Genomic DNA, 26294 nt, shown 5'->3' on the forward strand with positions numbered 1-26294 from the left:
TGCGCCGCCCTGTCATGCCCAGACTGGCGCATCGCTGTATCTGTCCCCCGCCCCACCGCACCCGTATACTCTGTGTCCGGGACGCGTCCCAACCGCGCCCACCCGCGCAAGCGCCCCGATGCGTCACCACGCAAATGGGACCGCGCCTCACCGATCTCACAACGAACAAACAAGCAACGGAGCAGCAGCATGCGTGTCGCATTTCTCGGACTCGGCGTCATGGGTTTCCACATGGCCGGCCACCTCGCCGCCAAGGGGCACGAAGTCACGGTCTACAATCGCACCGCCGCCAAGGCGCAGGCCTGGGTCGAGAAGTTCGGCGGCAAGGCGGCCGCCACGCCCGCGCTCGCCGTGCGCGATGCGCAGGTGGTGTGCTCCTGCGTGGGCAACGACGACGACCTGCGTTCCGTGCTGACCGGGCATGACGGCGCCTTCTTCAGCGCGCCGAGCGGCTGCATCTTCGTCGACCACACCACCGCGAGCGCCAACGTGGCGCGCGAGCTCTACGCCGCCGCGGGCGAGCGCGGCCTGCACTTTATCGACGGCCCGGTTTCCGGCGGCGAAGTGGGCGCGGAAAAAGGCATCCTGACCATCATGTGCGGCGGCGATGCAGAGGTCTATGCGCGCGCAGAGCCGGTCATCGCCGCCTACGCGCGCGCGGTCACGCGCATCGGGGACTCGGGCGCGGGGCAACTGGCCAAGATGGTCAACCAGATCAGCATCGCCGGCCTGATCCAGGGCCTGTCCGAAGCCATTGCCTTTGGCGAGCGCGCCGGCCTCGACATGAAGCTGGTGCTGGACGTCATCAGCAAAGGCGCGGCCGGTTCGTGGCAGCTGGAAAACCGCGGCCCGACGATGATCGACAACAAGTTCGATTTCGGCTTCGCGGTGGACTGGATGCGCAAGGACCTGGGCCTGTGCCTGGACGAGGCGCGCCGCAACGGCGCCGGCCTGCCGGTGACGGCGCTGGTGGACCAGTTCTATGCCGACCTGCAGCAGATGGGCTGTGGACGCGCCGACACCTCCTCGCTGATCAAGCGCCTGCGCCAGCACGCGAAGTCCTCCTGACGTCGCTGCGGCGTCACCCGCCGTCGTCCGATTCCTACAGCGCAATCGGCGTGTCTCGGAAAGGCCGCTGCCGGGCGCGGGCCTAAGCTGGAGACATGGGGCCCGTCCAGCGGGGCCGGCCCGGCAACGATGCAGAAGAGACCATCATGTGGAAACTCGCAGGCGCGCTTCTGATAGGCGCGAGCATGGCGCTGGCTGGCTGTACCGCGGCGGGCGCAGTGGCGGGCGGTGTGGCCGGACATGAACTTACCGACGGCAGCACTGCGGGCACGATTGGCGGCGCCGTGGTTGGCGGCGTGATCGGCCACGAACTGGGCAAGTAAGCTGATGCCCCGGCCCTGTACAAAAAGGCCGCTTTGCGCGGCCTTTCTGCATGGTGGCGTCGGCGTTCAGAACTCGGCCGAGTCAGCCTTGAACTTCGGATCGTACGGGCCTGCGGGCAGGCCTACGCCTACCAGGCCTACTGCCGACGCATTGGCCTGCTGTGCCAGCGGCACGTAATTGGGCTTTGCCTTTTCCACGGCGGCAGCGATTGCCGAAGCGATCAGGCCTGCGAGGCCGCCGCCCGCATTGTTATTGGGCGTGTAGGCCAGTTGCTGATGGCGAGTCCACAAGGTCTTGCCGTCTTTCACGCTCTTGAGCGTGTAGTCGAGCTCTACCGTCGTCGTGGTCTGCAAGACCAGGTACTTGGAATCCCAGCGGTCGATACGGACATACATCACGGCATCCGCGCCGAACATTTTGCCAAGCACGGCAGGGTCGTTGCTGTGCACCAGGTCCGCGTCGGACAGCCCTTCATCTTCCATCAGGCGCTTGGTCAAATGCACCGGGAAAACGTAGTAGCCGCGCTCTGCGATCGGTCGCGAGATGGTCGACAGGAAGTAGTCAGGCGCATCGACATCGACACTGCGGTTCACTACCGGCACCACCAGGATCGAACGCGGCTGTTCGGCACGGAAGGCAGTGTAGTCGGAACGCTTGGCCATGGGCGCGCAGGCGGCAAGGCTGCCTGCCAGTGCCAGCAGGCCGAGCGTGCGGAACGATTGGATAAGGCGCATGGATTCCCCTTATTGCTTGGTAGTCTGGCCGGGGGCCTGCGCAGGAGCGACAGCCTGAGCGCTGGTCTGGGTGTTTTCCACCGCCTTGCCTTTGCCCTTGTCGGCAGCCGGTGCGCTGGCGATCTGGATCATGCGGTTCATCAGTGCGGCGGATTCCGGCCACGCGGCCTTTTCCTTGCCGAACCAGACCACGGCGTCCTTCGCCTTGCCTTGCTCGAGCAGCACGTTACCGTACTCGGCATAGAGCCCGGGCGGCACCTTGGCGCCACTGCTTTCGGCGCCCGAGATCGTCTTGCCGAGCTGTTCCGCGAATGCCTCGGAAGCGGCTGGCGTCTTGTAGTAGGTGTAGAGCGCCGGCTCGTATGAGCCCCAGGCGTACTTCTGCTGCGGCGCGCAGGCGCTCAGCAGCACGGCGGTCGCCAGCACGCCGGTGATGTGGATCATTTTCATTGTTGTTGCTCCGCGGAAACTTCGATGCTGACGGACTCGCCGCCCGAGGCAAAGATGCTGCGCGTCAGCAGCGCGCGCCCGCCTTGCCGGACCTCGACCTCGTGCGGGCCCTCTTCGATCTTGAGCACCGACTGCACGCCATCGAAGGCGGACGCCTGGCCCACCTGGATGCCATCCACCATCAGCACGGACTGTGGCGGTGCGCCGACGACGCGCAGGGTCGGACGGCCCTGCCCGCTCTGTACGGTCGTATTCGGCAATGCGCAGCCGTACATGGCCAGCGCCGCAAGTGCGGCGCACAGAAGCTGTTTCATCTTGGGGTTCCCTATTGCGCGACGAAGAGGTTGGCGGTGCCCTTGGGCAGCGTGCCGGACACGAGTTCCGTCACAGATCCCTCATTGGTTTCGCTGTCGCCGAACGACGACTGCACCCGCACCTTGGCCACGGGGCGCGCCGGCAGCGCAATCTGGAATCCGCTCTGCGCGCTCTTGACCTGTTCGCCTTCGGCATAGACGTACAGCATGTCGCCGGCACGGATGCCCTGGCGGCTGCCGCCGGAGATGTACACCGTGCGGCCTTCGGCCTTGAGGATGTCGGTTTTCCACTGGCGCTCTTCGAGCTTGCTCATCAGGCGGCCCAGCACATCCGAGATCGCGGCGGCAACGGCCTTGTCGTTGAGCGTGCCGTCGTAGTCGGCCTTGCTGCCGAATCCCGCCACCTCACCGGACTCAGTGGAAGCCTCGCCAGCACCGCTGGCGGAGAAAAAGGCATGGCCGGTCTTCACATCGACCAGGCGGATTTCCACCTTGGCGTGGGCGGTCTGCACCTTGGTCGAACTGAGGAAGCCCGCCTTGCCCGTGGTGGCGCGACCGAATTCCGTCACGGAGCCGATGATCAGCGTATCCACGCCCACCAGCTGGCTGTCCTTGGTCAGGCTCTGCTCTGCCTGGACCTTGCCCAGGTCGGGCCGTTCGAACACCAGGAATCGTTTGGAGGCCACCAGCCGGCTGGACAGGATGTCGCTGGCCTGCTTGCCGAGCGGATCCAGGTTCTGGTCCGTGAAGAACGTGCGGCCATAGCGCGTTTCATTGGAGAAGCGACCAATGGCAATCTTGCGCTTGAGCTGGTTCACCGGCGGCAGCGACACGGCCTCCTGTGCGGCGACCTGCTGCTGGCGCGGCGTGGGCGCCTCCACGACCTTGGGCGGCGCGGTGACGGTGGCACAAGCGCCCAGCCCCAGGCACATGCCTGCAGCCAACAACCTGTTGAAACCCATCGTTTCCCCCGATTACAAATAGTTACAAATTGCAAGTCGGGCGATTGTATGGAACATCACCACCCTGCGCAATAGGCTATGTCGGGGATATCGACACGTCCCACCAGTTCTTGAGCGGTAAATGCGGCCTTGTTGTAGCAGGTCAAATATCCGCGACGGTGCGGACTGGGCGGTGTGAAAGAGGAAGGAAGGGTCAGGCCACGTCGTCGGACGAAGGGTTGCCCGCGGAACGCTGCAACCGTCGCCACACCAGCACCGGCAGCCGCAGCAGGAAGCCCGCCACCAGCCGCAGGTGCATCCCCGTCAGCAACAGGTTGTCGCGCAGGTAGCGGAAGTGCGAGACCCCACCCTCTCGCCGAGCGAAGTAGCGCACCGGGGCATCGAGGTTGATCGGCCAGACGCCGCGCCAGCACAGCCGCACCGCGACCTCCGGATCGAAGTCGAAACGCCGCATCCACCGGCTCTCCTGCATCACCGCGCGCAGTGGCGCGATCGGATAGACGCGAAAGCCGAACAGCGAATCGCCGATGCCGGCCCACAACGTTTCCAGGTCGGACCAGAAATTGGACATGCGCCGCCAGTAGACCCGCTCGCGCGGCGCGCTGGCGTCGAAGATGGGCCGGCCCAGCACCATCGCGCCGGGCTGGCGCTGCGACAGCGCCATGAACTCAGGGATCAGGTGCGCGGGATGCTGGCCATCGGAATCCATCACCAGCACGTGCGTAAAGCCTTCAGCGGCGGCGGCCTCGATGCCCTGCAGCACGGCGGCGCCCTTGCCCTGGTTGCTGGGCAGCACCAGCACGCGCAGTCCCGGGTCGGTGGCGGCCTGCGCCTGCAGCCAGCGCTCGCTGCCGTCGGTGCTGCCGTCGACCACGACCCAGACCGGCGACCAGGCCTCGCGCGCGGCGCGCAGCGTGTCATGCAGGCGCGGGCCCGGGTTGTAGCTGGGGATCAGGACAAAGTGCGTGGCCGACGGCGCGGGGCCACCGTTGGGATGGGGCGTGCCGCCGGTCACCAGCGCCGGGCGGGGCGTGGCTTGCTGCGGCATGTTCGTGTGCTGGGGCTGGCCGGGTGGCGAGGAAGCGCCGCGCTAGCGCGTGCGGTTGGCCGCCAGGTAGGCGGCCAGGCTACCCAGCGAGGCAAAGATGGTCTTGTTGTCGGGATTGTCCGAACGCAACTCGACGCCGTACTTGCGCGAAACCAGCAGCGCGATCTCGAGGATATCGATGGAATCCAGCCCGAAGCCCTCGCCATAGAGCGGCGTGTCGGCCTTGACGTCCTCCAGCCGCAGTTCGGCGATGTCGAGTTCGTCGATGATCAGGCGGGCAAGTTCGGTTTCGAGTTCGGTCATGTCGCAAAGGGGCTGCAGGATGGCCGCTGCGGCACGGGTCCGGGCAGACTTCGACCCGGAACGCAGGGCAGGGCAACCGATGCTATCAAAGGGCCCAAGCCCGAGCCAGTTGAGAGAAGTTTAGTAACAACAAAGGCGGGGCTTTTGGGAATCATCGCACCGCCGGCGGGGTCTTTTAAGGTATAAAGCGTTCGCTTTCGCGCGCTGTGCCCGCCGTGGCAATGCCGCATCGCGCCGCACGCATTATATAGAGGGCGCCCATGAAGCGCCTTATGCAACACACAATAAACCCACAGATGCCTTCGAGCCAGCCCTTGGACCTCCCCACCCCGATCGCCGCACCGGCCTACCCGGTCCGTCCGGATGCCGCGACTTCGCCGTTGCGACGCCATGGCTGGATTGCTGCGGTGCTGGGCTTCGTCGTCTATGAGTCGGCCCTGCATCGCGCCGCCCACCAGCCGGGTGCCGAGGTCGCCGCTCTGTTTCTCGGCATGGCGCCGTTCCTGGCGATCGGCTTCGTCGCGCTGCGGCGTACTGGCTGGCGCGCGCCGGCATGGCTGGCGCTGCTGGCGGCATGCGCGGCCTTGTGGATCTGGCGCGCGCCGCTGGCCGGGCATTTCGGCTGGACCTATTTCCTGCAGCATGCGGGCGTAAACGCGGCGCTGGGCGTGATGTTCGGACGGAGCCTGCGCGCCGGCAGCACGCCGCTGTGCATGCAGATCGCCACGGCGCTGCACGGGCCGCCGCTGTCGCCCTCGCACGCGCAGTACACACGGCGCGTGACCCAGGCCTGGACGCTGTTCTTCGCGGCGATGGTGGGTGTATCCACGCTGCTGTTCGTGCTGGCACCGGTGGCGACCTGGTCCAGCTTCGCCAACCTGGGCACGCCGCTGCTGATTGCCGCGATGTTCGCGGGCGAAGCCGCGTGCCGCCGCATCGCCTTCCCCGGCATGCGCCACACCGGCCTGCTTGACGCCGTGCACGGCTACCGCGCGGTCATGGCTGCCCGGGCGGGCCGGTCCGGGTCGTCGCGCTGACGCGCCGCCGCCCGCAGCACAGGCTCAGCCCCATGACCATGCTCCCGATCGTCGCGCATGCCTCGCCCGAAGACGTTATCGCCTGGGCGCACGGGCGGCCCGTTACCGTGCGGCAGTTCCTGGCCGACGTGACCCGCGTGGCCGCCGCGATGCCCGTGGGCGGCCACGTGTTCAACGCCTGCACGGATCGCTACCGCTTCACCGTCGGGCTGTGCGCTGCGCTGATAGCCGGCAAGTCCACCCTGCTGCCGCCGTCGCAGACGCCGGAGATGGTGCGCCAGCTCGCCGCCTTCGCACCGGATGCGTTCTGCCTGCATGACCAGCCTGTCGCGGATTGCGCGATGCCGGCAGTCCGTTATCCGGATGTTTCAGACGCGGCCGCGGCCGGGCTCGTGGACATCCCCGAGATTCCGGCGGCGCAGGTGATGGCCTACGTATTCACCTCCGGCTCGACCGGCACCCCGGTGCCGCACCGCAAGACCTGGGGCGCGATGGCCCGCAGCGCGCGCGCCGCGGCGCAGCGGCTCGGGCTGCTGGACGGGCGCGCGTGGACGCTGGTCGGCACGGTGCCGCCGCAGCATATGTTCGGGCTGGAAGCTACAGTCATGCTGGCGCTGCAGGGCGGCGCCGCGCTGGCCGCAGCCACCGCGTTCTACCCGGCCGATGTGCGCGACACGCTGGCCTCGGTGCCGGGCCCGCGCGCACTGGTCAGCTCGCCGGTGCACCTGCGCACGCTGGCGCAGGCCGGCATGGCCATGCCCCCGGCCGACGTGTTGCTGTGCGCCACCGCCCCGCTCGGCCGCCAGCTCGCCGCCGAGGCCGAGAAGCTGTTCGGCGCGCCGCTAGTCGAGATCTACGGCAGCACCGAGACCGGCCAGCTCGCCACCCGGCGCACCGCGCAGACCGACACCTGGACGCTGGTCCCGGGCGCAAGCCTGCATCAGCGCCCCACCGCCGGCGGCGACGACACCGAGACCTGGGCCGAAGGCGGCCATATCGAACAGCCGGTGCCGCTGGGCGATGCCATCGCGCAGCTGGATGCAAGCCACTTCCTGCTGCACGGCCGCAAGGCCGACCTGCTCAACATCGCCGGCAAGCGCACCTCGCTGGCCTACCTGAACCACCAGCTCAATGCGATCGAAGGCGTGCAGGACGGCGCGTTCTTCATGCCCGACGACGCCCACGAGGGCGACCTCCGCGGCCACGTGGTGCGCCTGGCCGCGGCCGTGGTCGCGCCTGGCGTGGCGCCGGTGCAGATCCTGCAGGCGCTGCGCATGCGCATCGACCCGGCCTTCCTGCCGCGGCCGCTGGTGTTCGCCGAGAGCCTGCCGCGCAATGACGCCGGCAAGCTGCCGCGCGCCGCGCTGGCGGCACTGGTCGCGCAACTGGCCGCCGCGCACCACGGCGATACCATCGAGCCGCCCGCCTTTGTCATCGGCGCAGACCATCCGGCCATTGCCGGCCACTTCCCCGGCAACCCGATCGTGCCCGGCGTGGTGCTGCTGGACCACGCGGTGCTGGAACTCGGCGCGGCGCTGGGCCGGCGGCTTGTGCCCACGCAGGTGGGCACCGTCAAGTTCCTGAGTCCGGTGCGGCCCGGCGAACGCGTTGAGGTCTTGCACCAGCAAGGCGGCGACAGCCTGCGGTTCACGCTGCGCAGCGCGGGGCGCAATGTCGCCAGCGGCACGCTGCAGGTGCGCGACGCCACGCCGCCAGCGGAGGCCGCGCCATGCTGACCTGGCCCTGGAAGCGGCAGCAGCCGCTGGAAACCGACTGGTCGCGCCAGCAGGAGCGCAGCAATATCCCGCTGCTGCGCATCATGACGACGATTTCGCTGGCACTGGGCCGCCCCGTCGGGCGCGTGCTGCTGCGGCTGATCGCGGCGTATTTCACGCTGTTTTCGCCGGCGGCGCGCCATGCCTCGCGCGCCTACATGGACCGCGCGCTCGGGCGCGAGGCGAACTGGATCGACGGCTACCGGCATGTGTTCACCTTCGCCTCGACCATCCTCGATCGCATCTACCTGCTCAACGGCCGCTTCGACCTGTTCGATATCCGCCTGCATGGCGAGGCGCAGCTCGAAGCAGCCATGGCGCAAGGGCGCGGCGCGATCCTGCTGGGCGCGCACCTGGGCAGCTTCGAGGTGGTGCGCGCGCTCGGGCGGCAACACCCGGACATGGAAGTCGCAATCACCATGTACGAGGAGAACGCGCACAAGCTCAACGACGTGCTGCAGTCGATCAATCCCGCGATGCGCCAGGACGTGATCGCGCTGGGCCGCTTCGACACCATGCTCAAGGTGCGCGACTACCTGGACCGCGGCTACATGATCGGCATGCTGGCCGACCGCACGCTGTCGCAGCGCGCCACCGACCCGGTGCAGCAGTGCAGCTTCCTCGGCACCCCCACGGGCTTCCCGACCGGGCCGCTGCGCATGGCCGCGATGCTGCGCCGGCCGGTGTTCTTTATCACCGGCCTGTACCGCGGCGGCAACCGCTACGATGTCCATTTCGTGCCGCTGGCGGACTTCACCCAGACCGGGCGCGGCCAGCGCGAGGCGGCTGTGCAATCGGCACTGGCCGGCTACGTCGGCTTGCTGGAGAACTTCTGCCGCAGCGCGCCGTACAACTGGTTCAACTTCTACGACTTCTGGCACGCCGGGCCGCCGCTCTCCGAGCAGCCGCCGCCGGGCAACGAACCCTGAGATCTCCTCCCGCATGTTCCTGTCCAAGCGCCCTCTCCGTTCCCTGCTGCCAATGCTGCTGGCCAGCGCCGTGCTGGCCTTTGCGATCCCTTGCGGCGCCGCCGCGCGTGAAGGCGCCGCGGCCTTCGGCGTCGACCAGCTGATGTCGACGCTGGCGCAGCGCAAGTCCGGCCGCGTGCTGTTCACCGAGACCAAGTACCTGGCGATCGTCGGCAAGCCGGTGCAGTCGTCGGGCGAGCTGCTGTTCACCGCGCCGGATCACCTGGAAAAGCGCACGCTGGCACCCAAGCAAGAGAACCTGGTGCTCGACGGCGACATGCTGACGGTCGAGCGCGACGGCAAGCGCCACACCCTGCCGCTGCAGAACTACCCCGAGGTGGCCGCCTTTATCGAAAGCATCCGCGGCACGCTGGCAGGCAACCGCGATACGCTGGAGCGCTACTACAAGCTCGGCCTCGAAGGCCGCGCCAGCCGCTGGACGCTCACGCTGACGCCGGCGAACTCGCGCATGGCCGCGGTAATCAGCCAGGTGCGCATCGACGGCAGCCAGGATGCACTCAACCGCGTCGAGATCCGGCAGGCCGACGGCGACCGCTCCGTGATGCAGATCCGACCCGCCGGCAAGGCCGCGGGCCGTCCATGAGCACCACCCCACCGGGACAACCACCCGGGATGCCACGCCGCTTCACGCTGCCGGGCGCACGCCTGGCGCTGGCGCTGTGGATCCTCGCCCTGCTCGCCTGCGCGGCGATCATCAGCCGTACCACCTTCACCGCCGACCTGTCGGCCTTCCTGCCGCGGCTGCCCAGTGCCGAGCAGCAGTTGCTGGTGAACCAGCTGCGCGACGGGCTGGTGTCGCGGCTGGTGCTGGTCGGCATCGAGGGCGGCGACGCCGATGGCCGCGCCGCGATCTCGCGCGCGATGGCGGCAAAATTGCGCGGCGATGCGCGTTTCTCCTCGATCCAGAACGGCGAGCCGGTCAACCAGGCGGCTGACCGCCAGTACGTCTTCACGCACCGCTACCTGCTGAGTCCCGCGGTCACGCCGGAGCGCTTCAGCGAGCGCGGCCTGACGATGGCGCTGAACGAGTCGTTCGAACTGCTGGCATCGTCCGCCGGCCTCTTTACCAAGTCGCTGCTGCCGCGCGATCCCACCGGCGAAGTCGCGGCGATGATGGCGCAGCTCGACGCCGGCCAGCGCTTGCCGATGCATGCCGGCGCCTGGGCCTCGCGCGACGGCAAGCGTGCCGTGCTGCTGGCGCAGACCGCGGCGACCGGCTCCGACACCGATGCCCAGGCACAGGCCATCGGCGCCATTCGCGCGGCCTTTGAACAGACCACGGCGCCCGGCGCGTACAAACTGGTGATGACCGGTCCGGGCGTGTTCTCGGTACAGGCGCGCGACACCATCCGGCATGACGTCGAGCGGCTGTCGACGATCGGGCTGGCCATCATCGTCACGCTGCTGCTAGTGGTGTACCGCTCGGTGCCGCTGCTGGTGCTGGGACTGGTGCCCGTCCTCAGCGGCGCGCTGGCGGGCATCGCCGCGGTCAGCCTGGGCTTTGGCGGCACCGTGCATGGCCTGACGCTCGGCTTCGGCACCACGCTGATCGGCGAGGCGGTGGACTATTCGATCTACCTGTTCGTGCAATCCGCGCAGTATGTGCGCGGCGGACAGCGCGACGAACGCGCGTGGCTGGGCGGCTTCTGGCCCACGGTGCGCCTGGGCGTGCTGACCTCGATTTGCGGCTTCGCCTCGCTGCTGTTGTCTGGCTTCCCCGGGCTGGCGCAGCTGGGGCTGTATTCGATCGCCGGGCTGGCGACGGCAGCGCTTGTGACGCGCTTCGTGCTGCCGCAGCTGATGCCCGCCACGCTGCACCTGCGCGACGTGACGCCGCTGGGCCGCCGCCTGGCCTGGCTGGCAACGCGCGCGCACCGGCTGCGCTGGCTGGTCGCCGTGCTGGTGCTGGCCGCATGCGCGGTGCTGGTGGCGCATCGCGGCACGCTGTGGGGCCGCGAGCTGCAGGCACTGAGCCCGGTCTCCGCGAGCGACCAGGCACTCGACGCCTCGTTGCGGGAGGACCTGGGCGCGCCCGACGTGCGCTACCTGGTGGTGCTGTCCGGCCCCGACCAGGAGTCCGTGCTTCAGCACGCCGAGCGCGTGGCGCATGAGCTGGACCCGCTGGTGGCGCAGAACTTCATCGGCGGCTACGAGAACCCGGCACGCTACCTGCCCAGCGCAGCGACCCAGCGCGCCCGCCAGACCAGCCTGCCGCCGCCCGAGACGATGGCGCAGCGCCTGCAGGCGGCCATCGCCGCGCACCCGGTGCGCGCGTCGCTGTTCGCGCCATTCCTGGAAGACGTTGACAAGACGCGCACCGGCCCGCTGCTGCGGCGCGAGGACCTGCGCGGCACGTCGATGGCGCTGGCGGTCGACGCACTGCTCTCGCAGCGCGACGGGCGCTGGAGCGCAACGCTGCCGCTGCGTGCACCGACCCACGCGCAGGGCAGCGCAGCCGATGGCGTCGACAGCGCCGCGGTGCGCGCCGCGATCGCGCGGGCCGGCGTGCCCGACACGCTGTTCGTCGACCTCAAGGGCGAATCGGACCGCCTCTACACCGGCTATATGCGCGAAGCGCTGCTGCTGTCGCTGGCCGGCCTGCTGGCGATCATCGCGCTGCTGGTGGTGGCGCTGCGCTCGGTGCGGCGCGTGGTAGCCACCGTGCTGCCGCTGGCGGCAGCGGCCCTGGTGGTGCTCGGCGGCCTGGCCGCGCTGGGCCAGCCGCTGACGCTGCTGCACCTGGTGGGCTTGCTGCTGCTGGTCGCCGTGGGTTCCAATTACGCGCTATTCTTCAACAGCCCCACGGCCGGCAGCCAGGTGGCGGCCAACTCACCGCATACGCTGGTCTCGCTGCTGCTGGCCAACCTGACCACGGTTGCCGCTTTCGGGCTGCTGGCGCTGTCCAGCCTGCCGCTGCTCAAGGCCTTCGGCCTGACGGTCGGTCCTGGCGCGGTGCTGGCGCTGTGGTTTGCGGCGATCCTGGCCCGCCCCGCGGCGCCGGATGCAGCCGGGAGTTCAAGACAATGAAGCCGTTATCCGCCTCCGGCGTCGCCCTTCCCGACGCCGCCCACAGCCGCCCCTGGCGGCCGAGCCCGCTGCTGTACGGCACCGCCGCCGTTCATGCCGCCGCGGCCGGCGCCATGCTGGCGTATCCGCCGAGCATGGGCGTGGCGCTGGCGGGCATTGCCGCCACGCATGCGGCAATGTGCTTCGCCGGCCTGTGGCCGCGCAGCAACTGGCTGGGTCCCAACCTGCTGCGGCTGCCGGCGTCGGCGCACGACTGCGTGGGGCTGACGTTCGACGACGGCCCCAATCCGGAACTGACACCGCGCGTGCTCGACATGCTCGACCAGCATGGTGCGCGCGCGACTTTCTTTTGCATTGGCGAGCGCGCCGCGGCGCATCCGGGACTGGTGCGCGAGATCATCCGGCGCGGGCATGCGGTGGAAAACCACAGCATGTACCACCGGCTGCACTTCTCCGTCTTCGGCCCGGGCCGCATGCTGCGCGATATCGGCGCCGCACAGCAGGTGCTTTCCGATATCACCGGGCAGGCGCCGCGTTTCTTCCGCGCACCCGCGGGACTGCGCAATCCCTTCCTGGAGCCCGTGCTGTGCCGGCTTGGCCTGCAGCTCGCCGCCTGGACGCGGCGCGGCTTCGATACCCGCTCCGACTACGACGCGGCCAGCGTGGCGCAGCGCCTCACGCGCAACCTGGCCGGGCGCGACATCCTGCTGCTGCACGACGGCGATCCCGGCATCGATGCGGCCGGCAATGCACATTGCGCCACGGTGCTGCCGGGTCTGCTCGCGGCCATCGAGCAGGCGGGCCTGCGCTGCGTGACGCTGCGCTCCGTGGTGCCGCCAGCCTGATCGGCCGGCGCCTTGTTACAATTAGCCCAGCCTTACCGAGATTCCCATCCCTTCCCCCAAAGCCGTGTCCCCGCTCCTGTTCTCGCATTTCACGGCCACCAGCTGTATCGGCACCGGCGTTGACGCCACCCTGTCGGCGCTGCGCGCGCAGCGCGGCGGCCTGGCGCCCTGCCGCTTTGGCGATGTCAGGCTCGACACCTATGTCGGCGAGGTGCCGGGCCTGGATGCCGTGGCGTTGCCGCCCGCCCTGTCGGCGTTCGACTCCCGCAACAACCGCCTGGCGCAGCTGGCGCTCGAACAGGACGCCTTTGCCGCACGGGTGCGCGACGCCGTGGCGCGCTACGGCGCCGACCGGATCGGCGTCTTTCTCGGCACCAGCACGGCCGGCGTGCTGCAGACCGAGCTGGCCTACCGCCAGCGCGATCCCGCCACCGGCGCGCTGCCGCCTGGCTTCAACTATGGCGGCACCCACAACCCGTATTCCCTGCCCGCCTTCCTGCGCCAGCTGCTCGGCCTTGCCGGCCCGGCCGCGGCGGTGTCCTCCGCGTGTTCGTCCGGCGCCAAGGTGTTCAGCTCGGCGCGGCGCATGCTGGAAGCGGGGCTGATCGATGCCGCAGTGGTCGGCGGTGTCGATTCGCTGTGCCACACTACGCTGTACGGCTTCAATTCGCTGGAGCTGCTGTCCGACCTGCCGTGCCGTCCTTACGACGTGACGCGCAACGGAATCTCGATCGGCGAAGGCGCTGCCTTCGGGCTGCTCGAACGCGCTGACGGCACGCTCGAGGGCGATGCCATCCTGCTTGCAGGCATCGGCGAATCGAGCGATGCGCACCATATGTCGACCCCGCATCCGGACGGACTCGGCGCGCGGCTGGCGATGGAACAGGCGCTGGCGAGCGCGGGCATCGCGCCGTCACAGGTGGACTACGTCAACCTGCACGGCACCGCCACGCGCAGCAACGACACGGCCGAAGCGCTGGCCATGGCTGCGGTGCTGCCCGGCACGCCGTGCAGCTCCACCAAGGGCGCGACCGGCCATGCGCTGGGCGCGGCGGGTGCGCTCGAAGCAGTCATCTGCGCGCTGGCGCTGCGCCACGGGCTGTTGCCCGGCGGCATCAACACCACGCAGCCGGACCCTGCGCTGGACGTGAACTACGTGCTCCTGAACCGCGACACGCCGCTGCGCTACGCGATGAGCAATGCGTTCGGTTTCGGCGGATCCAACTGCAGCCTGCTGTTCGCCCGCGCGGACACGGCCTCTCACTGAGCCAGCACCATGCCGCAGCACGTGTATATCGAAAGCATCGGCTTGCTCGGTCCCGGCCTGACCGGCTGGACGCAGGCCGCTGAAGTGCTTGCCGGCCGCGCGCCGTACGCGCACGCGCCCACCGAACTGCCCCCTCCCGCCGGCTTGCCGCCCGCCGAGCGCCGCCGCACCGGCCCGACCGTACGCCTGGCGCTTGGCGCAGGCCAGGAGGCGGTGGCCGCCAGCGGCCGCGACGCCGCGCAGCTGCCGACGATCTTTGCCTCGTCCAGCAGCGACGGCTTCAACTTCCATGCGATCTGCGAAGCGCTGGCCGAGCCCGAACCGCTGATGTCGCCCACGCGCTTCCACAACTCCGTGCATAACGCCACCGCCGGCTACTGGTCGATTGCGGCGGGCGCGATGCGCACCTCCAACGTGCTGTGCGCGATGGACGGCAGTTTCGGCGCGGGCCTGCTGGAATGCGTGCTGCAGGTGGCCGCCGACGCGGAGCCCTGCCTGCTGATTGCCTACGACACCGGCTACCCGGAGCCGCTGCACAGCCACCGGCCGATCCCGGATCCGTTCGGCGTGGCCGTGGTGGTCACGCCGCAAGTGACGGCGCGCTCGCTTGCGCGCATCGGCGTGGCGCTGACGCAGGCGCCCGCTGCCGGGATGCCGGATGCGGCGCTGGAAGCGCTGCGCATGTCCGCGCCTGCGGCACGCGCGCTGCCGTTGCTGGCGGCGATCGCCCGCGGCGAGACCACCACGGTGGTGCTCGACTACCTGGACACGGTGCGCATCGAAGCTGACGTGGCCCCCGGCAATGCGGATGCCTGATGTGGTGAGGGACCGCGACTGGATCGCGGCGCGCATTCCGCACCAGGGCACGATGTGCCTGCTCGATGGCGTGTTGGACTGGGATGCGGACTCGGTGCGCTGCCTGTCGGCCACGCACACGCGCGCGGACAACCCGCTGCGGGCGCAGGGCCGGCTGGCGGCGGTATGCGGGATCGAATATGCGGCACAGGCGATGGCCGTGCACGGCGCGCTGCTGGCGGAAGCCGCAGCGGAACAGGCGCCGCAGCGGCCGCGCTCAGGCTACCTGGCCAGCGTGCGCAAGCTGGTGCTGCAAGTGGAGCGGCTCGACGATATCGATGCGCCCCTGGAGGTTGCGGCGCAACGCGAGAGCGGCGAAGGCAACAGCGTGCTGTACGCCTTCACCGTCAGCGCCGCGGGCCGGCTGCTGCTGTCAGGGCGGGCGGCGGTGATCCTCGATGCCGCCCTGCATGACAGCCACGCCGGCTGAAGGGTTTCAGCGAGCCGGCAGGATCTTGCCGGACACCGAACCGAAGCCGACGCGGTAACCCTCGCCCTGGCAGAAGCCAGTCATGATCACGTCGTCGCCATCCTCCAGGAAGCCGCGGCGGCTGCCGTCGGCCAGCGTCACCGGCTCGGCGCCGTTGCGGGTCATTTCCAGCAAGCTGCCGTAGGAGTCCGGCGTGGTGCCGCTGATCGTGCCCGAGCCCATCAGGTCGCCCACGCGCACATTGCAGCCCGACACCGTGTGGTGCGCGAGCTGCTGCGCCATGGTCCAGTACATCGCCTTGAAGTTGGTGCGGCAGATGGTGCTGGGGGCCGCTGCGCCCTGCGGCTGCAGCGCGACTTCCAGCGCGATGTCATAGGCGTTCTTGGCCTGCTGCTGCAGGTACGACAGCGGCTGCGGCGACTGCTCGGGGTTGTCGCGGCGGAACGGCTCGAGCGCTTCCATCGTCACCACCCACGGCGAGATCGAGGTGCCGAAGCCCTTGCTGTTGAACGGCCCCAGCGGCACGTATTCCCACTGCTGGATATCGCGCGCGCTCCAGTCGTTGAGCAGCACCATGCCGAACATATGCGCCGGCGCATCGGCGGTGCTGATGGGCTCGCCCAGCGCCGATTCCTTGCCAACGATAAAGCCCATCTCCAGTTCGAAATCCAGCTTGCGGCAGGCGCTGAACACCGGGCGCGCCTCGTTCGGCAGCTTGATCTGGCCGTTGGGGCGATGCAGCGGCGTGCCGCTCACCACCACCGAGCTGGCGCGGCCATTGTAGCCGATAGGGATTTCCAGCCAGTTCGGCAGCAGCGCGTTGTCCGGGTCGCGGAACATGCGGCCGACGTTGGTGGCGTGTTCCTTCGACGAATAGAAGTCGGTGTAGCCCGGGATCTCCACTGGCAGGTGCAGCGCGGCGGCGGACATCGGCACCAGTGCCTTGTCGCGCAGGGCGGCGTTGTCGCGCAGCGCGGCGTCTTCGCCGGACAGCAATGCGGTCAGGCGCTTGCGGGTCTCGCTCCACACCGGCTTGCCGAGTTCGATAAAGCGGTTCAGGCTGGCTGCGGCGAAGGTGCCCTTGGCGGCGGCCGGCAGCAGGCCGGCTTCATCGAGCGCGGCGAGGTCGAGCACCTGGTCGCCGATGGCCACGCCGACGCGCGGGGACTGGCCCTTGGTCAAGAACACGCCGTAGGGCAGGTTCTGCAGCGGGAAATGGGTCTGGCCGTCGTTGGCGGAGGCGATCCAGCTGGTTTGGGGGGCGGTCATTGGGTTACTCCGTGATGGTTTGGGTGGCACGGTGGGTGGCGCGTGCCGTGACTCGTCATGCTTGGCGGAGGCCTGCCCTCTCCCCCGGCCCCTCTCCCGCTCGCGGGAGAGGGGAGCAAACCGGCAGGTGAGGTCGGGCGTCCGGGGTTCAGCGAACGTTCGGGTTGAAATGCTTCTTCAGGCCTTGCCAGCAGGTGTAGTACTCCTGCTGCAGCGAGGCCGACTGCGCCGCGTACGGCGTCGGACGGATCACGCCCGGGGTTTCGAACATGAAGGCCATGGTGTCTTCGATGTGGTGCGGCTTCGAGGTATCGGCGGCACTGGCCTTCTCGAACGTCTCCGCATCCGGGCCGTGGCCACTCATGCAGTTGTGCAGGCTGGCGCCGCCCGGGGCGAAGCCTTCGGCCTTGGCGTCGTAGACGCCGGTGATCAGGCCCATGAATTCGCTGGCGATATTGCGGTGGAACCAGGGCGGGCGGAACGAGTCCTGCATCGCCAGCCAGCGCGGCCCGAAGATGACGAAGTCGATGGTGTCCACGCCCGGGGTGTCCGACGGCGACTGCAGCACCAGGAAGATCGACGGGTCCGGGTGATCGAAGCTGATCGAGCCGATGGTGTTGAAGTTGCGCAGGTCATACTTGTACGGCGCGTAGTTGCCGTGCCAGGCCACCACGTCCAGCGGCGAGTGGCCGATGTCGGCGCGCCACAGGTTGCCCTGGAACTTGGCCACCAGCTCGAAATCGCCCTCGCGGTCTTCATAGCTGGCCACCGGCGACAGGAAGTCGCGCGGGTTGGCCAGGCCGTTGGAGCCGATCACGCCCAGGTCGGGCAGCTTGAACAGCGCGCCGTAGTTCTCGCAGATATAGCCGCGCGCCTCGCCATCCGGCAGTTCCACGCGGAAACGCACGCCGCGCGGGATCACCACGATTTCCTGCGGTTCCACTTCCAGGCGGCCCAGCTCGGTCACCATCAGCAGGCGGCCCTGCTGCGGCATGATCAGCATCTCGCCGTCGGCGTTGTAGAAGAAGCGGTCCTGCATCGACTGGTTGGCCAGGTACAGGTGGATGCCGCAGCCGGTCATCGCCTCGGGGCCGCCGTTGCCGGCCATGGTGACGATGCCGTCGATGAAATCGGTCGGCACGGACGGCATCGCCGGCGGGCTCCAGCGCATCTGGTTGGGCGACGGCGGCACCTGGTCGAAGCGGCTCAGGAAGCGCGACTGCTCGATCTGCGTGAACGGCTTGTGCATTGCCGCCGGGCGGATGCGGTACAGCCACGAGCGGCGGTTGTGCGCGCGCGGCGCGGTGAAGGCCGTGCCGGACAGTTGCTCGGCATAGAGGCCGTAAGGCGCGCGCTGCGGCGAGTTCTGGCCCACGGGCAGCGCACCGGGCAGCGCCTCGGTGGCGAATTCATTGGCGAAGCCGGACATGTAGCCGTGCTCGGCGAGCTGGGTGTGCGTGAGGTTCATGGTGTCGTCAGCGTTGCGGGTGTCGGTCGGGGGTTCGGGGTTGCAGGTTCACTAGTGAGGCTGGCTGTCCGGCGGCCGGCACAGCGCGCGCAGCAGCGCGGCATACACGGCGTCGGTATCAAAGGCACGCCAGCGGGCACAGACATGCTGGTCGGGGCGAATCAGGTAGCAGGTGCCGTCGCGGCCGTCGTAGCGGCGCGCGAGCAGGCCCTCGCTGTCGGTGACGCAGCTCGCGCCCTGCGGCGAAGCGGCTTGCTGGTCTGGCGCGAGCACCAGCAGGATGCGCACGGGCACCGCGCCCGTTGCCAGCTTGTGCCGCACGTCGGACGGGATGGCGCTGCCGTCGCCAAAGACCATCAGCGTGAAATCGCCGCCCAGTTCGCCCAGCAGCCAGCCAGATCCGGCGGTGCCGTTGCGAAGCAGCGGTGCATCCACGCACGGTGCGCCGGGCACCATGGCGCCGGCAAAGCTGTCGGCATCCGGCGTATTGAGCGGCGACGCCGCCAGCACCGTCGGCAGCGACAGCCGGCCGCTGTTGACCAGTTGGCGCGCAAAGGCATGGCGGCGCGCCAGGCGCAGCACGGCATCGCGGAAGGTGCGGCTGACCGCGCTCTTGGGCGTGATGAAATCGGTGGAACGCGTGGAGTGGCGGATGTTCTCGTCCGCCGCGGCCTCGCGCTCGCTGGCGTAGGAATCGAGCAAGGCATCGCCGGCCTGGCCAGCCAGCACCAGCGCAAGCTTCCACGCCAGGTTCTCGGCATCCTGCACGCCGCTGTTGGCGCCGCGCGCGCCGAACGGCGAGACGCGGTGCGCGGCGTCGCCGGCAAACAGCACGCGACCGTGGCGGAAGGCATCCATGCGCTGGCAGCAGAAGGTGTAGACGCTGACCCATTCCAGGGTAAAGGCGACCTTGTCGCCCAGCATCGCGCGGATGCGCGGCACTACGCGCTCCGGCTGCTTTTCAGTCTCGGGATCGGCGTCCCAGCCCAGCTGAAAATCGATGCGCCAGACATTGTCCGGCTGCCGGTGCAGCAGCGCCGACTGGTTGCGGTTGAACGGCGGATCGAACCAGAACCAGCGCTCGGCGGGGAACGGCGCCGCCATCTTCACATCGGCAATCAGGAAGCGATCGCGGAAGACGCGGCCTTTGCTCTCCAGGCCCAGGCACTGGCGAACCCCGCTGTGGGCGCCGTCGGCGGCCACCACGTAGCGGGTGTGCAGCACGTAGTCGCCATCCGGGGTCGACACGGTCAGTGCCACTTCATCGGGCCCGGGCACAACGCCAGTGACGCGATGGCGCCAGCGCAACTCGATGCCCGGCAGTTCGGCGGCGCGATCGACCAGGAAGCCTTCCAGGTAGTACTGCTGCAGGTTGATAAAGGCCGGGCGGCGATGGTCCGCCTCAGGCAACAGGTCGAAGCTGTACACCTGCGCATCGCCGAAGAACACCTTGCCGACATGCCAGCTCACGCCCTTGTCCGCGACGCGCTCGCCGCAGCCCAGGCGGTCCAGGATATCGAGCGTGCGCTTGGCAAAGCAGATCGCGCGCGAGCCGGTCGCCAGCGTGCAGTCGTCGTCCAGCACCACCACGGGTACGCCGCGCTGGGCGAGGTCGATGGCCGCGGCGAGCCCGACCGGGCCCGCGCCGACCACGGCCACCGGGTGCACCGCGGGCACGGCGCCGCCGGCCTGGCGCTGCTCGGCGCAAGGCTGGTACGCAAAGGTGCGTTGCGGGTAGGTGGTGTCCACGGCGTCTCCATATGGCGCTGCGCTGGCGCGCTGGCGGGCTCTTCAGAGCGCCTGCCGTTCTGTTTTGTCCGATGCCTGCCGCACCCCACGAGAATTACGGAATGCGTAATGCATTTACCATATCGTAATAGCCGATGCGGGACGTGTCAAACAGCGTCTGAGGACGCATGCGTCGGGCGTCGCTTTCAATGCAGTTGTAGGCCGGAAACGGGAAAAGCGGAAAAGACGACAGCGATGTGCAGTGCACACGCGGCGGCGCAATGGCGAATCGCTACAGGTAGGAAGGCAAAAACGGGAACAGGCGGGAAGACGCCGATGCAGGCAGCCAGGCCTGCGGCGTCATAGGCGCCCGGCTAGCGAAGCGCTGCTCCGGACGAGAGCAACCGGCGCAGAGCGGATCGCCCCGCGCCGGTTGTCAGGATGGTGGTCTGGACGCCAGTTGCCTGCACCGGCCTGTGGAGAACAGGGCCGGCCAGGCATCGGCCCGCTCAGACCGGCTTGTGACCCTCGCCGGTGCCGGAGCCGAAGCTGCCGGTCGCGGGGGCCGCGGCCGGTGCCTGGGCACTGCCGGCGGCCGGCTGACCGGCCATCGAAGCTGCGGTCACGCCGCCGTTGCGGCTGGCAATAAATGCGTTCACGTCGGCGGCAAGATGTTGCGGGGCCAGCACCACTTCCAGGCCCAGCGCCTCGCATGCGGCCAGGAACGTCGACATGCGGGGATCGGCCTGACCCGACTCCGCTCGCAGGTACGCTTCCCGGGAAATGCCCGCTTTACGGGCGACGTCCTCTTGCTTGAGCTTGCGCGCGCGACGCAACGCCCGCAGTTGCCGGAACGGTTCGCTAGCGCCTCTTGGCACGGCTGTACTGTTCATGTCGGTCTCCAGTCACCAATGAAAAAAAGTGCGCGGACGTGCATTCGAGTATAGAGCACGCAAAGCGTTCCGTATGTACCCGCCGAAACACTTTGTGCAGATTTCTTCCAAGTCCGCCATCCGGGCCTGACACCGGCCGGCAACCAGTGTGCAAAGAGCCGGATCGTGCACCAAATCGTCGCGCCGCCCAGTCTCTAACGAGACTTTGCAGTTCGCGTTGACGTCACATGCCCCCCCTATATGACGTTATGGCCTCCCCGCCACAACTACGCAAGTCCGGGCAACTACCATGCATCCGGTTTCGTTTTAGTCTCGTTGACAAACCGACCGGTCGTGCTATTCTCTAATGCATGCAAAAAGGACAGCTCACCCGTAACGCCATCATCGAACAGGCGCTCGATACCGCCGCCAAGGTCGGCTTCGAACAGTTGTCGCTGGCCACGCTGGCCGCGGACACCAATATGTCGAAGAGCGGGCTGTATGCGCACTTCAAGTCCAAGGAGGCGCTGCAGCAGGCGGTGCTCGACCTGGCCGTCGAGCGCTTCGGCGAGATCGTGGTGCGGCCGGCGATGCGCCAGCCGCGCGGCCTGCCGCGCCTTGAAGCATTGTTCGAAGGCTACCTGGACTGGCTCGGCGGCACGGTCACCCAGGGGCGCTGCCTGTTTATGGCGCTGAGCCAGGAATACCGCGACAAGCCGGGGTCGATACGCGACCTGGTGGTGCAGTCTCTTAAGGACTGGCACAGCACCGTGGCGCGCGTGGTGAGTGACGCCATCGACGAAGGCCACTTTGGTCCCGACACCGATCCGCGCCAGTTCGCCTTCGATCTGTCCGGCATCGGCATGGCCTTCCAGCAGTCGTTCAAGCTGCTCGGCAGGGCGGATGCCGAACTCATGGCGCGGCGCGCCTTCGCGTCTCTGGTGGCCCGTGCCGCCGAGGGCACCGGGAAGCACTGACACGCAAGACATTGGCGCCGGCGCTATCCCGCCGGCGGGCAGCAACCCTTCCGGTCGTTTTTTTGCCCATAAAAAAGCACGACTGGTCGGTCTTAGAAGAGCGCGGAACGCCACCGGCTGGGCCGGTTCCGATGACCCGCGCAATCCAGAATCCATTGGAGGTGCAGGTCGTGACGCAAGCAGTATCTTCCCCTTCCCCGGCTTCTTCATCCCCGGCGCCCGTGCGTGCCGGCACCGTACCAGCACGCCCCGGCTCCGCAGGCCCCATGCAGCAGGCGATGCTCGGATGGCAACGGCTGCGCCGGCAGGCCGGCAGCCTGGTTTTCCCCGGCGCGAGCGCGCGGGAGCTTGAGCGCCTCTGGTTCACCCCGCCCCGCGCCGCGGCCACGTCGGCGGCACGGCGGCTGCTGGACAGCGCGCGGGCCGACTGGGCCCTGGTCACCGGCCACGGCCCCAGCCGGCGCGTGCGTGTCTATCGCTGGGGCGCCAGCGGTCCGGTCGTGCTGCTGGCACATGGCTGGGGTGGCCATGCCGGGCAATGGCACGCGGTGGTCGAAGGCCTGCTCGCCGCTGGCATGCGGGTGGTGGCGTTCGACGCGCTCTCGCATGGCGCCTCCGATGCCGGCGCGCGTGGCGCGGCGCAGACCTCGGTGCTGGAGATGTCGCATTCGCTGCTGGCGGCCGCATGGCACGCCGGGCCGGTGCATGCCGTGGTGGCGCACTCGCTCGGCGGCGCGGCCACGGCGCTCGCGCTGCGCGAAGGGCTCCCTGCCCGCGCGGCGGTGCTGGTCGGCTCGCCGGCGGACATGCATGCCGCGTGCGCTTCGCTGGCCTGGCAACTTGGCTTCGCCCCAGGAGTGCTGGCGCGCATGCAGCGGCAGAGCGAGCGCTGGCTGGGCATGCCGTGGTCGGCGTTCAACGTGCTGGATGTCGGCCGTACCCGGCCAGTACCGCCGGCGCTGGTGATCCATGACCGCGACGACAAGGAAGTGCGCTGGGAAGACGGCGCCGCCATCGCCGGCGCATGGCCCGGCGCGCAACTGGCCACCACCACGGGGCTGGGCCATCGCCGCATCCTGCAGGACCCGGCCGTGATCCGGCAGATCGCGGACTTCATCCGCCCCGCCGCTGCGCCCGCGCGCGCCGTGATCGCGCCCGCGCTGCACGGCCTGGCCGTCGACTGAACCTGGAGACCATCATGTTCCTGGTAAGCAACGACATGACCGCCACCCTGCCCGCGCGCAGTTCGCTGCGGTTGGTGGCGGACCCCGGCGAACACGTCGCCGTGCGCTGCACCGCAGGCGAGCTCTGGCTGATCCGTGACGGCGACCCCAAGGACACGGCGCTGACGGCGAGCGAGTCCTTTACGTTGTCAGACAGCGGCCATATCGAGCTATATGCGGTCACCACGGCATCGCTGCAAGTGACGCGGTGCCGGCAAGGCGCCGGGCAAGCGGCAGGCGCGTGGCGGCAGTGGCTGCGGCGCTTGCTTGCGCCGCATGGCCGTGGCTATACCGGCGCCGGCCGGTGATATCCGGCTGCGGCTGGCTGGGACCGGGGCGGTTTTTCGCGACTGGTGCCACACGGTGCGTCGTGTCTGCCAGTTGCCCCGGGATACCCACTCGATGAACAACACCCCTCGCTTTGCCAGTTTTGGCGCGCCTGCGCGAATGTGGTCGCGTGTAATGCCTGGCGGTTAATTGCGTTTTCCGGCGAAATGCATGCGCCCCGAAGGGCGCATGCCTCAGATGCGCAAGACCGCCAGCAGCCCGAGTGCGATTGCCTGCAGAAAGCCGCACCGCCAGGTCAGCGTGAACGACACCGCCAACGCCCCCATCCTCATCGCCAGCGCGCACAGCAGCACGCCAAAGCCGGTGCGGTTGCCCGCCAGCGCGGCCACGGCGCCAAGCGTCACCAGTGCCCAGGCCGCGAGCCGCAGGCGCCGCCGGCGGCTGTCCGGCAGGTCGCCGCCCTGCCCGACAGTCCGGTCCAGTGCCGCTCCGTGGCGCAGGCGAACAGCACGAAGGCGCTGTAGGCGCACAGCGCCAGGCCCAGCCACAGCAAGTGTTCAAGCGTGATTGGCACGGTCCATCTCCTCTAGCGTCTGCCCGCTGGCAGCAGCGATCCGGGCCTGGCGTGCCGCATCGACGCGCCGCAGCCGGCGCGCCGCCGCCAGCGCCAGCCCACCCGTCATCAGCAGCACAATGTCGACGCCGGCCACCGCAAGATGGCCGCGCGCCAGCGCGAGCGGCCGCCCCGCCCCAGCGTGCGCGCGCGTGCAGACCGGGCTGGGCCGCACCGGGCGCATGTGCGTTCGAGCATGCCGGCATCGTGCCGGACGTGCTGGTCCTTTCCAAGGCGATTGGCGGAGGCTTGCCGATGTCGGTGGTGATCTACGACAGCGCGCTTGACGCGTGGCAGCGGGCGCCCACGCCGGCACCTTCCGCGGCAACCAGCTGGCGATGGCGGCGGGCTCCGCCACCATCCGCACCCTGGTCGCGCAGGGCATCGTCGCCCATGCCGAGACCATGGGGCAGCGCCTCGCCACGCGGCTGCGGCAGTTGCATACCGCGTGCCCCGCGATCGGCGAAGTGCGCGGGCGCGGCCTGATGATCGGGGTGGAACTGATCGACGAACGTGCCGAGGCCGACGCGGTGGGCGCCTACCCCGCCGACGGCACCTTCGCGCACACGGTGCAACGCGAATGCCTGCAGCGCGGGCTGATCGTCGGACTGGGCGGGCGCCACGGCGCGACGGTGCGCTTCCTGCCACCGCTGGTCATCGGCGAGACCGAAATCGACCTGGTGGCGGAGTTGTTCGGCGAGGCGGTCGGCGCGGCGCACAAGCAATGCCGCTGAGCGCTTGCGCGCCATTCCGCGGTGGCCGTGGCCACCGCGGAGCCAGCTTCAGGGCGCGTCGCCGCGCAGCATCTCGCGCAGCCGGAATTTCTGGATCTTCCCGGCGGGCGTGGCCGGCAAGGCGTCCTGCACCACGAGCTTCTCGGGGATGTACTGCAGCGCCATTTTCTGCGCCTTGAGCCAGTCCACCATCGCCGCCTGGTCGAACCGCTGGCCGGCGCGCGGCACGACGAAGGCGCAGGCGCGTTCGCCCAGGCGCTCGTCGGGATAGGCGACGATGGCCACCTGCGAGACCGCGGGATGGCGGTACAGCAGGGTCTCGACCTCCAGCACGGGGATGTTCTCGCCGCCGCGAATGATCACGTCCTTGCTGCGCCCCGCGATGCGCAGGTAGCCGTTGGCATCCAGCCGCGCGAGATCGCCGGTGTCGAACCAGCCGTCGGCATCGGTGCCGTTGAGTTGCGGGCGCTTCAGGTAGCCGCCGAAGTTGGAACAGGCGCGCACCAGCAGGCGGCCGGTTTCGCCGGGCGGCACGTCGGCGTCGGTGCCGTCCACGATTCGAACTTCGACGCCTGGCAGCGGGCAGCCGTCGGTGGTCGAAGCGAGTTCGTCGCTGTCATCCGGCAGCGTGGTGGTGACCGCGCCGTTCTCCGTCATGCCCCAGGCCGACACGATCCTCGCGCCGAGCGCCGCGCGCGCGCGTTCGACCAGCGCGCCGGGAATCGGCGCGCCCGCGCACAGGAAGGTGCGAAGGCTGGGGACTGGCGTGCCGGACGCCGCCACCACGCGCGCCAGGTCGGTCAGGAACGGCGTCGAACCCATGGTGAAGGTCACGCGCTCGTCGCGAATCAGCGCGGCGGCGCGCGCGGGGTCCCAGATGTCTTGCAGCACCGCATGCGCGCCCAGCAGCACCGGCGTCAGCAGTCCATACATGAAGCCGGTCTGGTGCGCCATCGGCGAGGCCATCAGCACCACATCGTCGCCGGTCAGGCGCAGCCGTTCGGCATAGGCGACGATGTTGGAGAACAGCGTGTTGGCGCTATGCATCACGCCCTTGGGCTCGCCGGTGGTGCCGGAGGTGTAGATCAGCTGGGTGACATCGTCCGGGCCGGGGCGGCTGCGCAGCAGGATGTTGGCGGCATCGGGCTCATCTTCCCAGGCGGGACCGCTCAGCAGCGCGTCAAAGCTGTCCGCGCCATCGCCGCCGGTAACGACGATATGGCGCAGCGCCGGCAAGGCCTCGCGCAAACCCCGCAGCATCTGCGCATGGCCGAAGCCGCGGAACACCTGCGGCACCACCGCCACCTTGCATTGCGCATGCGCCAGCATGAACGACAGCTCGCGCTCACGGAAGATCGGCATCAGCGGGTTGAGCACCGCGCCCAGCCGCGCGCAGGCGAGATACAGTACGGTCAGGTGCCAGCCGTTCGGGAGCTGGCAGGACACCACGTCCTGCGCGCCGATGCCGAGACGGCTGAGTCCCACCGCCACCCGGTCGGCCATCCGGGCCAGTTCGCGCCAGGTGAAGCGTATCACGCTCCCGCTGTCGATGCTCACCGCCGTCAGCGCGGCAGCGTCGGGCCGGTCGCGCAGGCAGGCGGTGAGATAGTCGTTGACGGTGCGGTCATGCCAGTGCCCGGCGGCAATGCTGGCGGCACGGCGCGGCGCAATCAGTACGGCGTCGAAGTCCATGG

The 26294-nt window shown here is 69.0% G+C and carries 29 protein-coding genes; 15 read left to right on the forward strand and 14 right to left on the reverse strand.

Annotation, left to right across the window (positions count from 1 at the left end; all coding sequences use genetic code 11):
• Positions 1 to 153: 153 nt before the first annotated feature.
• Positions 154 to 1068: an NAD(P)-dependent oxidoreductase gene (locus K307_RS14450; protein WP_268989216.1), complete on the forward strand. Its 915-nt coding sequence runs from the start codon at positions 154 to 156 to the stop codon at positions 1066 to 1068.
• A 146-nt stretch (positions 1069 to 1214) separates the two neighbouring features.
• On the forward strand, positions 1215 to 1391 hold the full coding sequence (locus K307_RS14455; protein WP_029046952.1) for a glycine zipper 2TM domain-containing protein: 177 nt from the start codon (positions 1215 to 1217) through the stop codon (positions 1389 to 1391).
• A 66-nt stretch (positions 1392 to 1457) separates the two neighbouring features.
• Here the strand turns inward: K307_RS14455 and K307_RS14460 are convergent, their stop codons facing one another.
• The 6 genes from K307_RS14460 to K307_RS14485 all read right to left on the reverse strand — a co-directional run bounded on the left by K307_RS14460 (position 1458) and on the right by K307_RS14485 (position 5203).
• On the reverse strand, positions 1458 to 2126 hold the full coding sequence (locus K307_RS14460; protein WP_042879108.1) for a DUF799 domain-containing protein: 669 nt from the start codon (positions 2124 to 2126) through the stop codon (positions 1458 to 1460).
• A 9-nt stretch (positions 2127 to 2135) separates the two neighbouring features.
• Positions 2136 to 2576, reverse strand: coding sequence for a DUF4810 domain-containing protein (locus K307_RS14465; protein ID WP_230625670.1), 441 nt, complete (start codon positions 2574 to 2576; stop codon positions 2136 to 2138).
• Entirely contained in the window at positions 2573 to 2890 is a 318-nt protein-coding gene (locus K307_RS14470; RefSeq protein ID WP_051974884.1) for a hypothetical protein, read from the reverse strand. Before K307_RS14470 ends, K307_RS14465 begins: the two co-directional genes overlap by 4 nt.
• An 11-nt stretch (positions 2891 to 2901) precedes the next feature.
• Positions 2902 to 3852, reverse strand: coding sequence for a CsgG/HfaB family protein (locus K307_RS14475; RefSeq protein ID WP_051974885.1), 951 nt, complete (start codon positions 3850 to 3852; stop codon positions 2902 to 2904).
• Between the two features lie 193 nt (positions 3853 to 4045).
• Positions 4046 to 4900: a glycosyltransferase family 2 protein gene (locus K307_RS14480; protein WP_042879111.1), complete on the reverse strand. Its 855-nt coding sequence runs from the start codon at positions 4898 to 4900 to the stop codon at positions 4046 to 4048.
• A 42-nt stretch (positions 4901 to 4942) separates the two neighbouring features.
• Entirely contained in the window at positions 4943 to 5203 is a 261-nt protein-coding gene (locus K307_RS14485) for a phosphopantetheine-binding protein (RefSeq protein WP_042879112.1), read from the reverse strand.
• A gap of 296 nt (positions 5204 to 5499) precedes the next feature.
• Between K307_RS14485 and K307_RS14490 the strand changes: the two genes are divergently transcribed.
• The 9 genes from K307_RS14490 to K307_RS14530 all read left to right on the forward strand — a co-directional run bounded on the left by K307_RS14490 (position 5500) and on the right by K307_RS14530 (position 15428).
• On the forward strand, positions 5500 to 6240 hold the full coding sequence (locus K307_RS14490) for an acyl carrier protein (RefSeq protein ID WP_080745022.1): 741 nt from the start codon (positions 5500 to 5502) through the stop codon (positions 6238 to 6240).
• A 32-nt stretch (positions 6241 to 6272) separates the two neighbouring features.
• On the forward strand, positions 6273 to 7976 hold the full coding sequence (locus tag K307_RS14495; RefSeq protein ID WP_042879114.1) for an AMP-binding protein: 1704 nt from the start codon (positions 6273 to 6275) through the stop codon (positions 7974 to 7976).
• On the forward strand, positions 7970 to 8944 hold the full coding sequence (locus K307_RS14500) for an acyl-CoA synthetase (protein WP_042879115.1): 975 nt from the start codon (positions 7970 to 7972) through the stop codon (positions 8942 to 8944). The genes K307_RS14495 and K307_RS14500 overlap by 7 nt, the downstream gene beginning before the upstream one ends.
• A gap of 13 nt (positions 8945 to 8957) precedes the next feature.
• Positions 8958 to 9587: a LolA-related protein gene (locus K307_RS14505; protein WP_042879117.1), complete on the forward strand. Its 630-nt coding sequence runs from the start codon at positions 8958 to 8960 to the stop codon at positions 9585 to 9587.
• Positions 9588 to 9616: 29 nt separating this feature from the next.
• Positions 9617 to 12031, forward strand: a complete 2415-nt coding sequence (locus K307_RS14510) for an MMPL family transporter (protein WP_042879118.1) — start codon at positions 9617 to 9619, stop codon at positions 12029 to 12031.
• Positions 12028 to 12876, forward strand: coding sequence for a polysaccharide deacetylase family protein (locus K307_RS14515; RefSeq protein ID WP_042879120.1), 849 nt, complete (start codon positions 12028 to 12030; stop codon positions 12874 to 12876). The genes K307_RS14510 and K307_RS14515 overlap by 4 nt, the downstream gene beginning before the upstream one ends.
• 64 nt (positions 12877 to 12940) lie before the next feature.
• Positions 12941 to 14143, forward strand: coding sequence for a beta-ketoacyl-[acyl-carrier-protein] synthase family protein (locus K307_RS14520; protein ID WP_042879122.1), 1203 nt, complete (start codon positions 12941 to 12943; stop codon positions 14141 to 14143).
• A 9-nt stretch (positions 14144 to 14152) separates the two neighbouring features.
• Positions 14153 to 14959: a beta-ketoacyl synthase chain length factor gene (locus K307_RS14525; protein ID WP_042879123.1), complete on the forward strand. Its 807-nt coding sequence runs from the start codon at positions 14153 to 14155 to the stop codon at positions 14957 to 14959.
• The gene (locus tag K307_RS14530) at positions 14952 to 15428 is read left to right on the forward strand and encodes a 3-hydroxymyristoyl-ACP dehydratase (protein WP_042879125.1); all 477 of its coding nucleotides are present in this window, start codon (positions 14952 to 14954) and stop codon (positions 15426 to 15428) included. The genes K307_RS14525 and K307_RS14530 overlap by 8 nt, the downstream gene beginning before the upstream one ends.
• A 6-nt stretch (positions 15429 to 15434) precedes the next feature.
• Here the strand turns inward: K307_RS14530 and fahA are convergent, their stop codons facing one another.
• The 4 genes from fahA to K307_RS46130 all read right to left on the reverse strand — a co-directional run bounded on the left by fahA (position 15435) and on the right by K307_RS46130 (position 20786).
• Positions 15435 to 16697 carry a fumarylacetoacetase gene (gene fahA / locus K307_RS14535; protein ID WP_042879127.1) on the reverse strand — a complete coding sequence of 421 codons (1263 nt, stop codon included), beginning with the start codon at positions 16695 to 16697 and terminating at the stop codon, positions 15435 to 15437.
• Between the two features lie 148 nt (positions 16698 to 16845).
• Positions 16846 to 18165, reverse strand: coding sequence for a homogentisate 1,2-dioxygenase (gene hmgA, locus K307_RS14540; protein ID WP_042879129.1), 1320 nt, complete (start codon positions 18163 to 18165; stop codon positions 16846 to 16848).
• 51 nt (positions 18166 to 18216) lie between these two features.
• Positions 18217 to 19914 carry an FAD-dependent oxidoreductase gene (locus tag K307_RS14545; RefSeq protein ID WP_042879131.1) on the reverse strand — a complete coding sequence of 566 codons (1698 nt, stop codon included), beginning with the start codon at positions 19912 to 19914 and terminating at the stop codon, positions 18217 to 18219.
• A 488-nt stretch (positions 19915 to 20402) separates the two neighbouring features.
• Positions 20403 to 20786 (reverse strand): helix-turn-helix domain-containing protein, encoded by a 384-nt coding sequence (locus K307_RS46130; protein ID WP_080745023.1) that lies wholly within the window; start codon positions 20784 to 20786, stop codon positions 20403 to 20405.
• Between the two features lie 350 nt (positions 20787 to 21136).
• On the opposite strand from K307_RS46130, the gene K307_RS14560 reads away from it, so the two are divergent.
• From K307_RS14560 to K307_RS14570, 3 genes are all read left to right on the forward strand, one after another.
• The gene (locus K307_RS14560; RefSeq protein ID WP_041681816.1) at positions 21137 to 21742 is read left to right on the forward strand and encodes a TetR/AcrR family transcriptional regulator; all 606 of its coding nucleotides are present in this window, start codon (positions 21137 to 21139) and stop codon (positions 21740 to 21742) included.
• 170 nt (positions 21743 to 21912) lie between these two features.
• A complete protein-coding gene (locus tag K307_RS14565; protein ID WP_042882043.1) occupies positions 21913 to 22926 on the forward strand; it encodes an alpha/beta fold hydrolase in 1014 nt (337 codons plus the stop codon).
• Positions 22927 to 22940: 14 nt separating this feature from the next.
• Complete coding sequence (locus K307_RS14570) at positions 22941 to 23273, forward strand: DUF2917 domain-containing protein (protein WP_042879135.1); 333 nt, start codon at positions 22941 to 22943, stop codon at positions 23271 to 23273.
• A 213-nt stretch (positions 23274 to 23486) separates the two neighbouring features.
• Here the strand turns inward: K307_RS14570 and K307_RS49470 are convergent, their stop codons facing one another.
• From K307_RS49470 to K307_RS48545, 3 genes are read right to left on the reverse strand one after another with little or no spacing between them, the layout of a single operon-like run.
• Positions 23487 to 23657 (reverse strand): hypothetical protein, encoded by a 171-nt coding sequence (locus tag K307_RS49470; RefSeq protein ID WP_230625672.1) that lies wholly within the window; start codon positions 23655 to 23657, stop codon positions 23487 to 23489.
• Positions 23654 to 23827 (reverse strand): hypothetical protein, encoded by a 174-nt coding sequence (locus K307_RS49475; RefSeq protein WP_230625674.1) that lies wholly within the window; start codon positions 23825 to 23827, stop codon positions 23654 to 23656. The genes K307_RS49470 and K307_RS49475 overlap by 4 nt, the downstream gene beginning before the upstream one ends.
• The gene (locus K307_RS48545) at positions 23811 to 24041 is read right to left on the reverse strand and encodes a hypothetical protein (protein ID WP_196251552.1); all 231 of its coding nucleotides are present in this window, start codon (positions 24039 to 24041) and stop codon (positions 23811 to 23813) included. Before K307_RS48545 ends, K307_RS49475 begins: the two co-directional genes overlap by 17 nt.
• 115 nt (positions 24042 to 24156) lie before the next feature.
• On the opposite strand from K307_RS48545, the gene K307_RS14575 reads away from it, so the two are divergent.
• Positions 24157 to 24600, forward strand: coding sequence for an aminotransferase class III-fold pyridoxal phosphate-dependent enzyme (locus K307_RS14575; protein WP_051974887.1), 444 nt, complete (start codon positions 24157 to 24159; stop codon positions 24598 to 24600).
• Positions 24601 to 24648: 48 nt separating this feature from the next.
• On the opposite strand, the gene aliA is transcribed toward K307_RS14575, so the two are convergent.
• Positions 24649 to 26292, reverse strand: coding sequence for a cyclohexanecarboxylate-CoA ligase (gene aliA, locus K307_RS14580; protein WP_042879136.1), 1644 nt, complete (start codon positions 26290 to 26292; stop codon positions 24649 to 24651).
• Positions 26293 to 26294 lie beyond the last annotated feature (2 nt).

Origin of the sequence: Cupriavidus necator A5-1 (genome assembly GCF_000744095.1) — a bacterium.
Lineage (GTDB): Bacteria > Pseudomonadota > Gammaproteobacteria > Burkholderiales > Burkholderiaceae > Cupriavidus > Cupriavidus necator_A.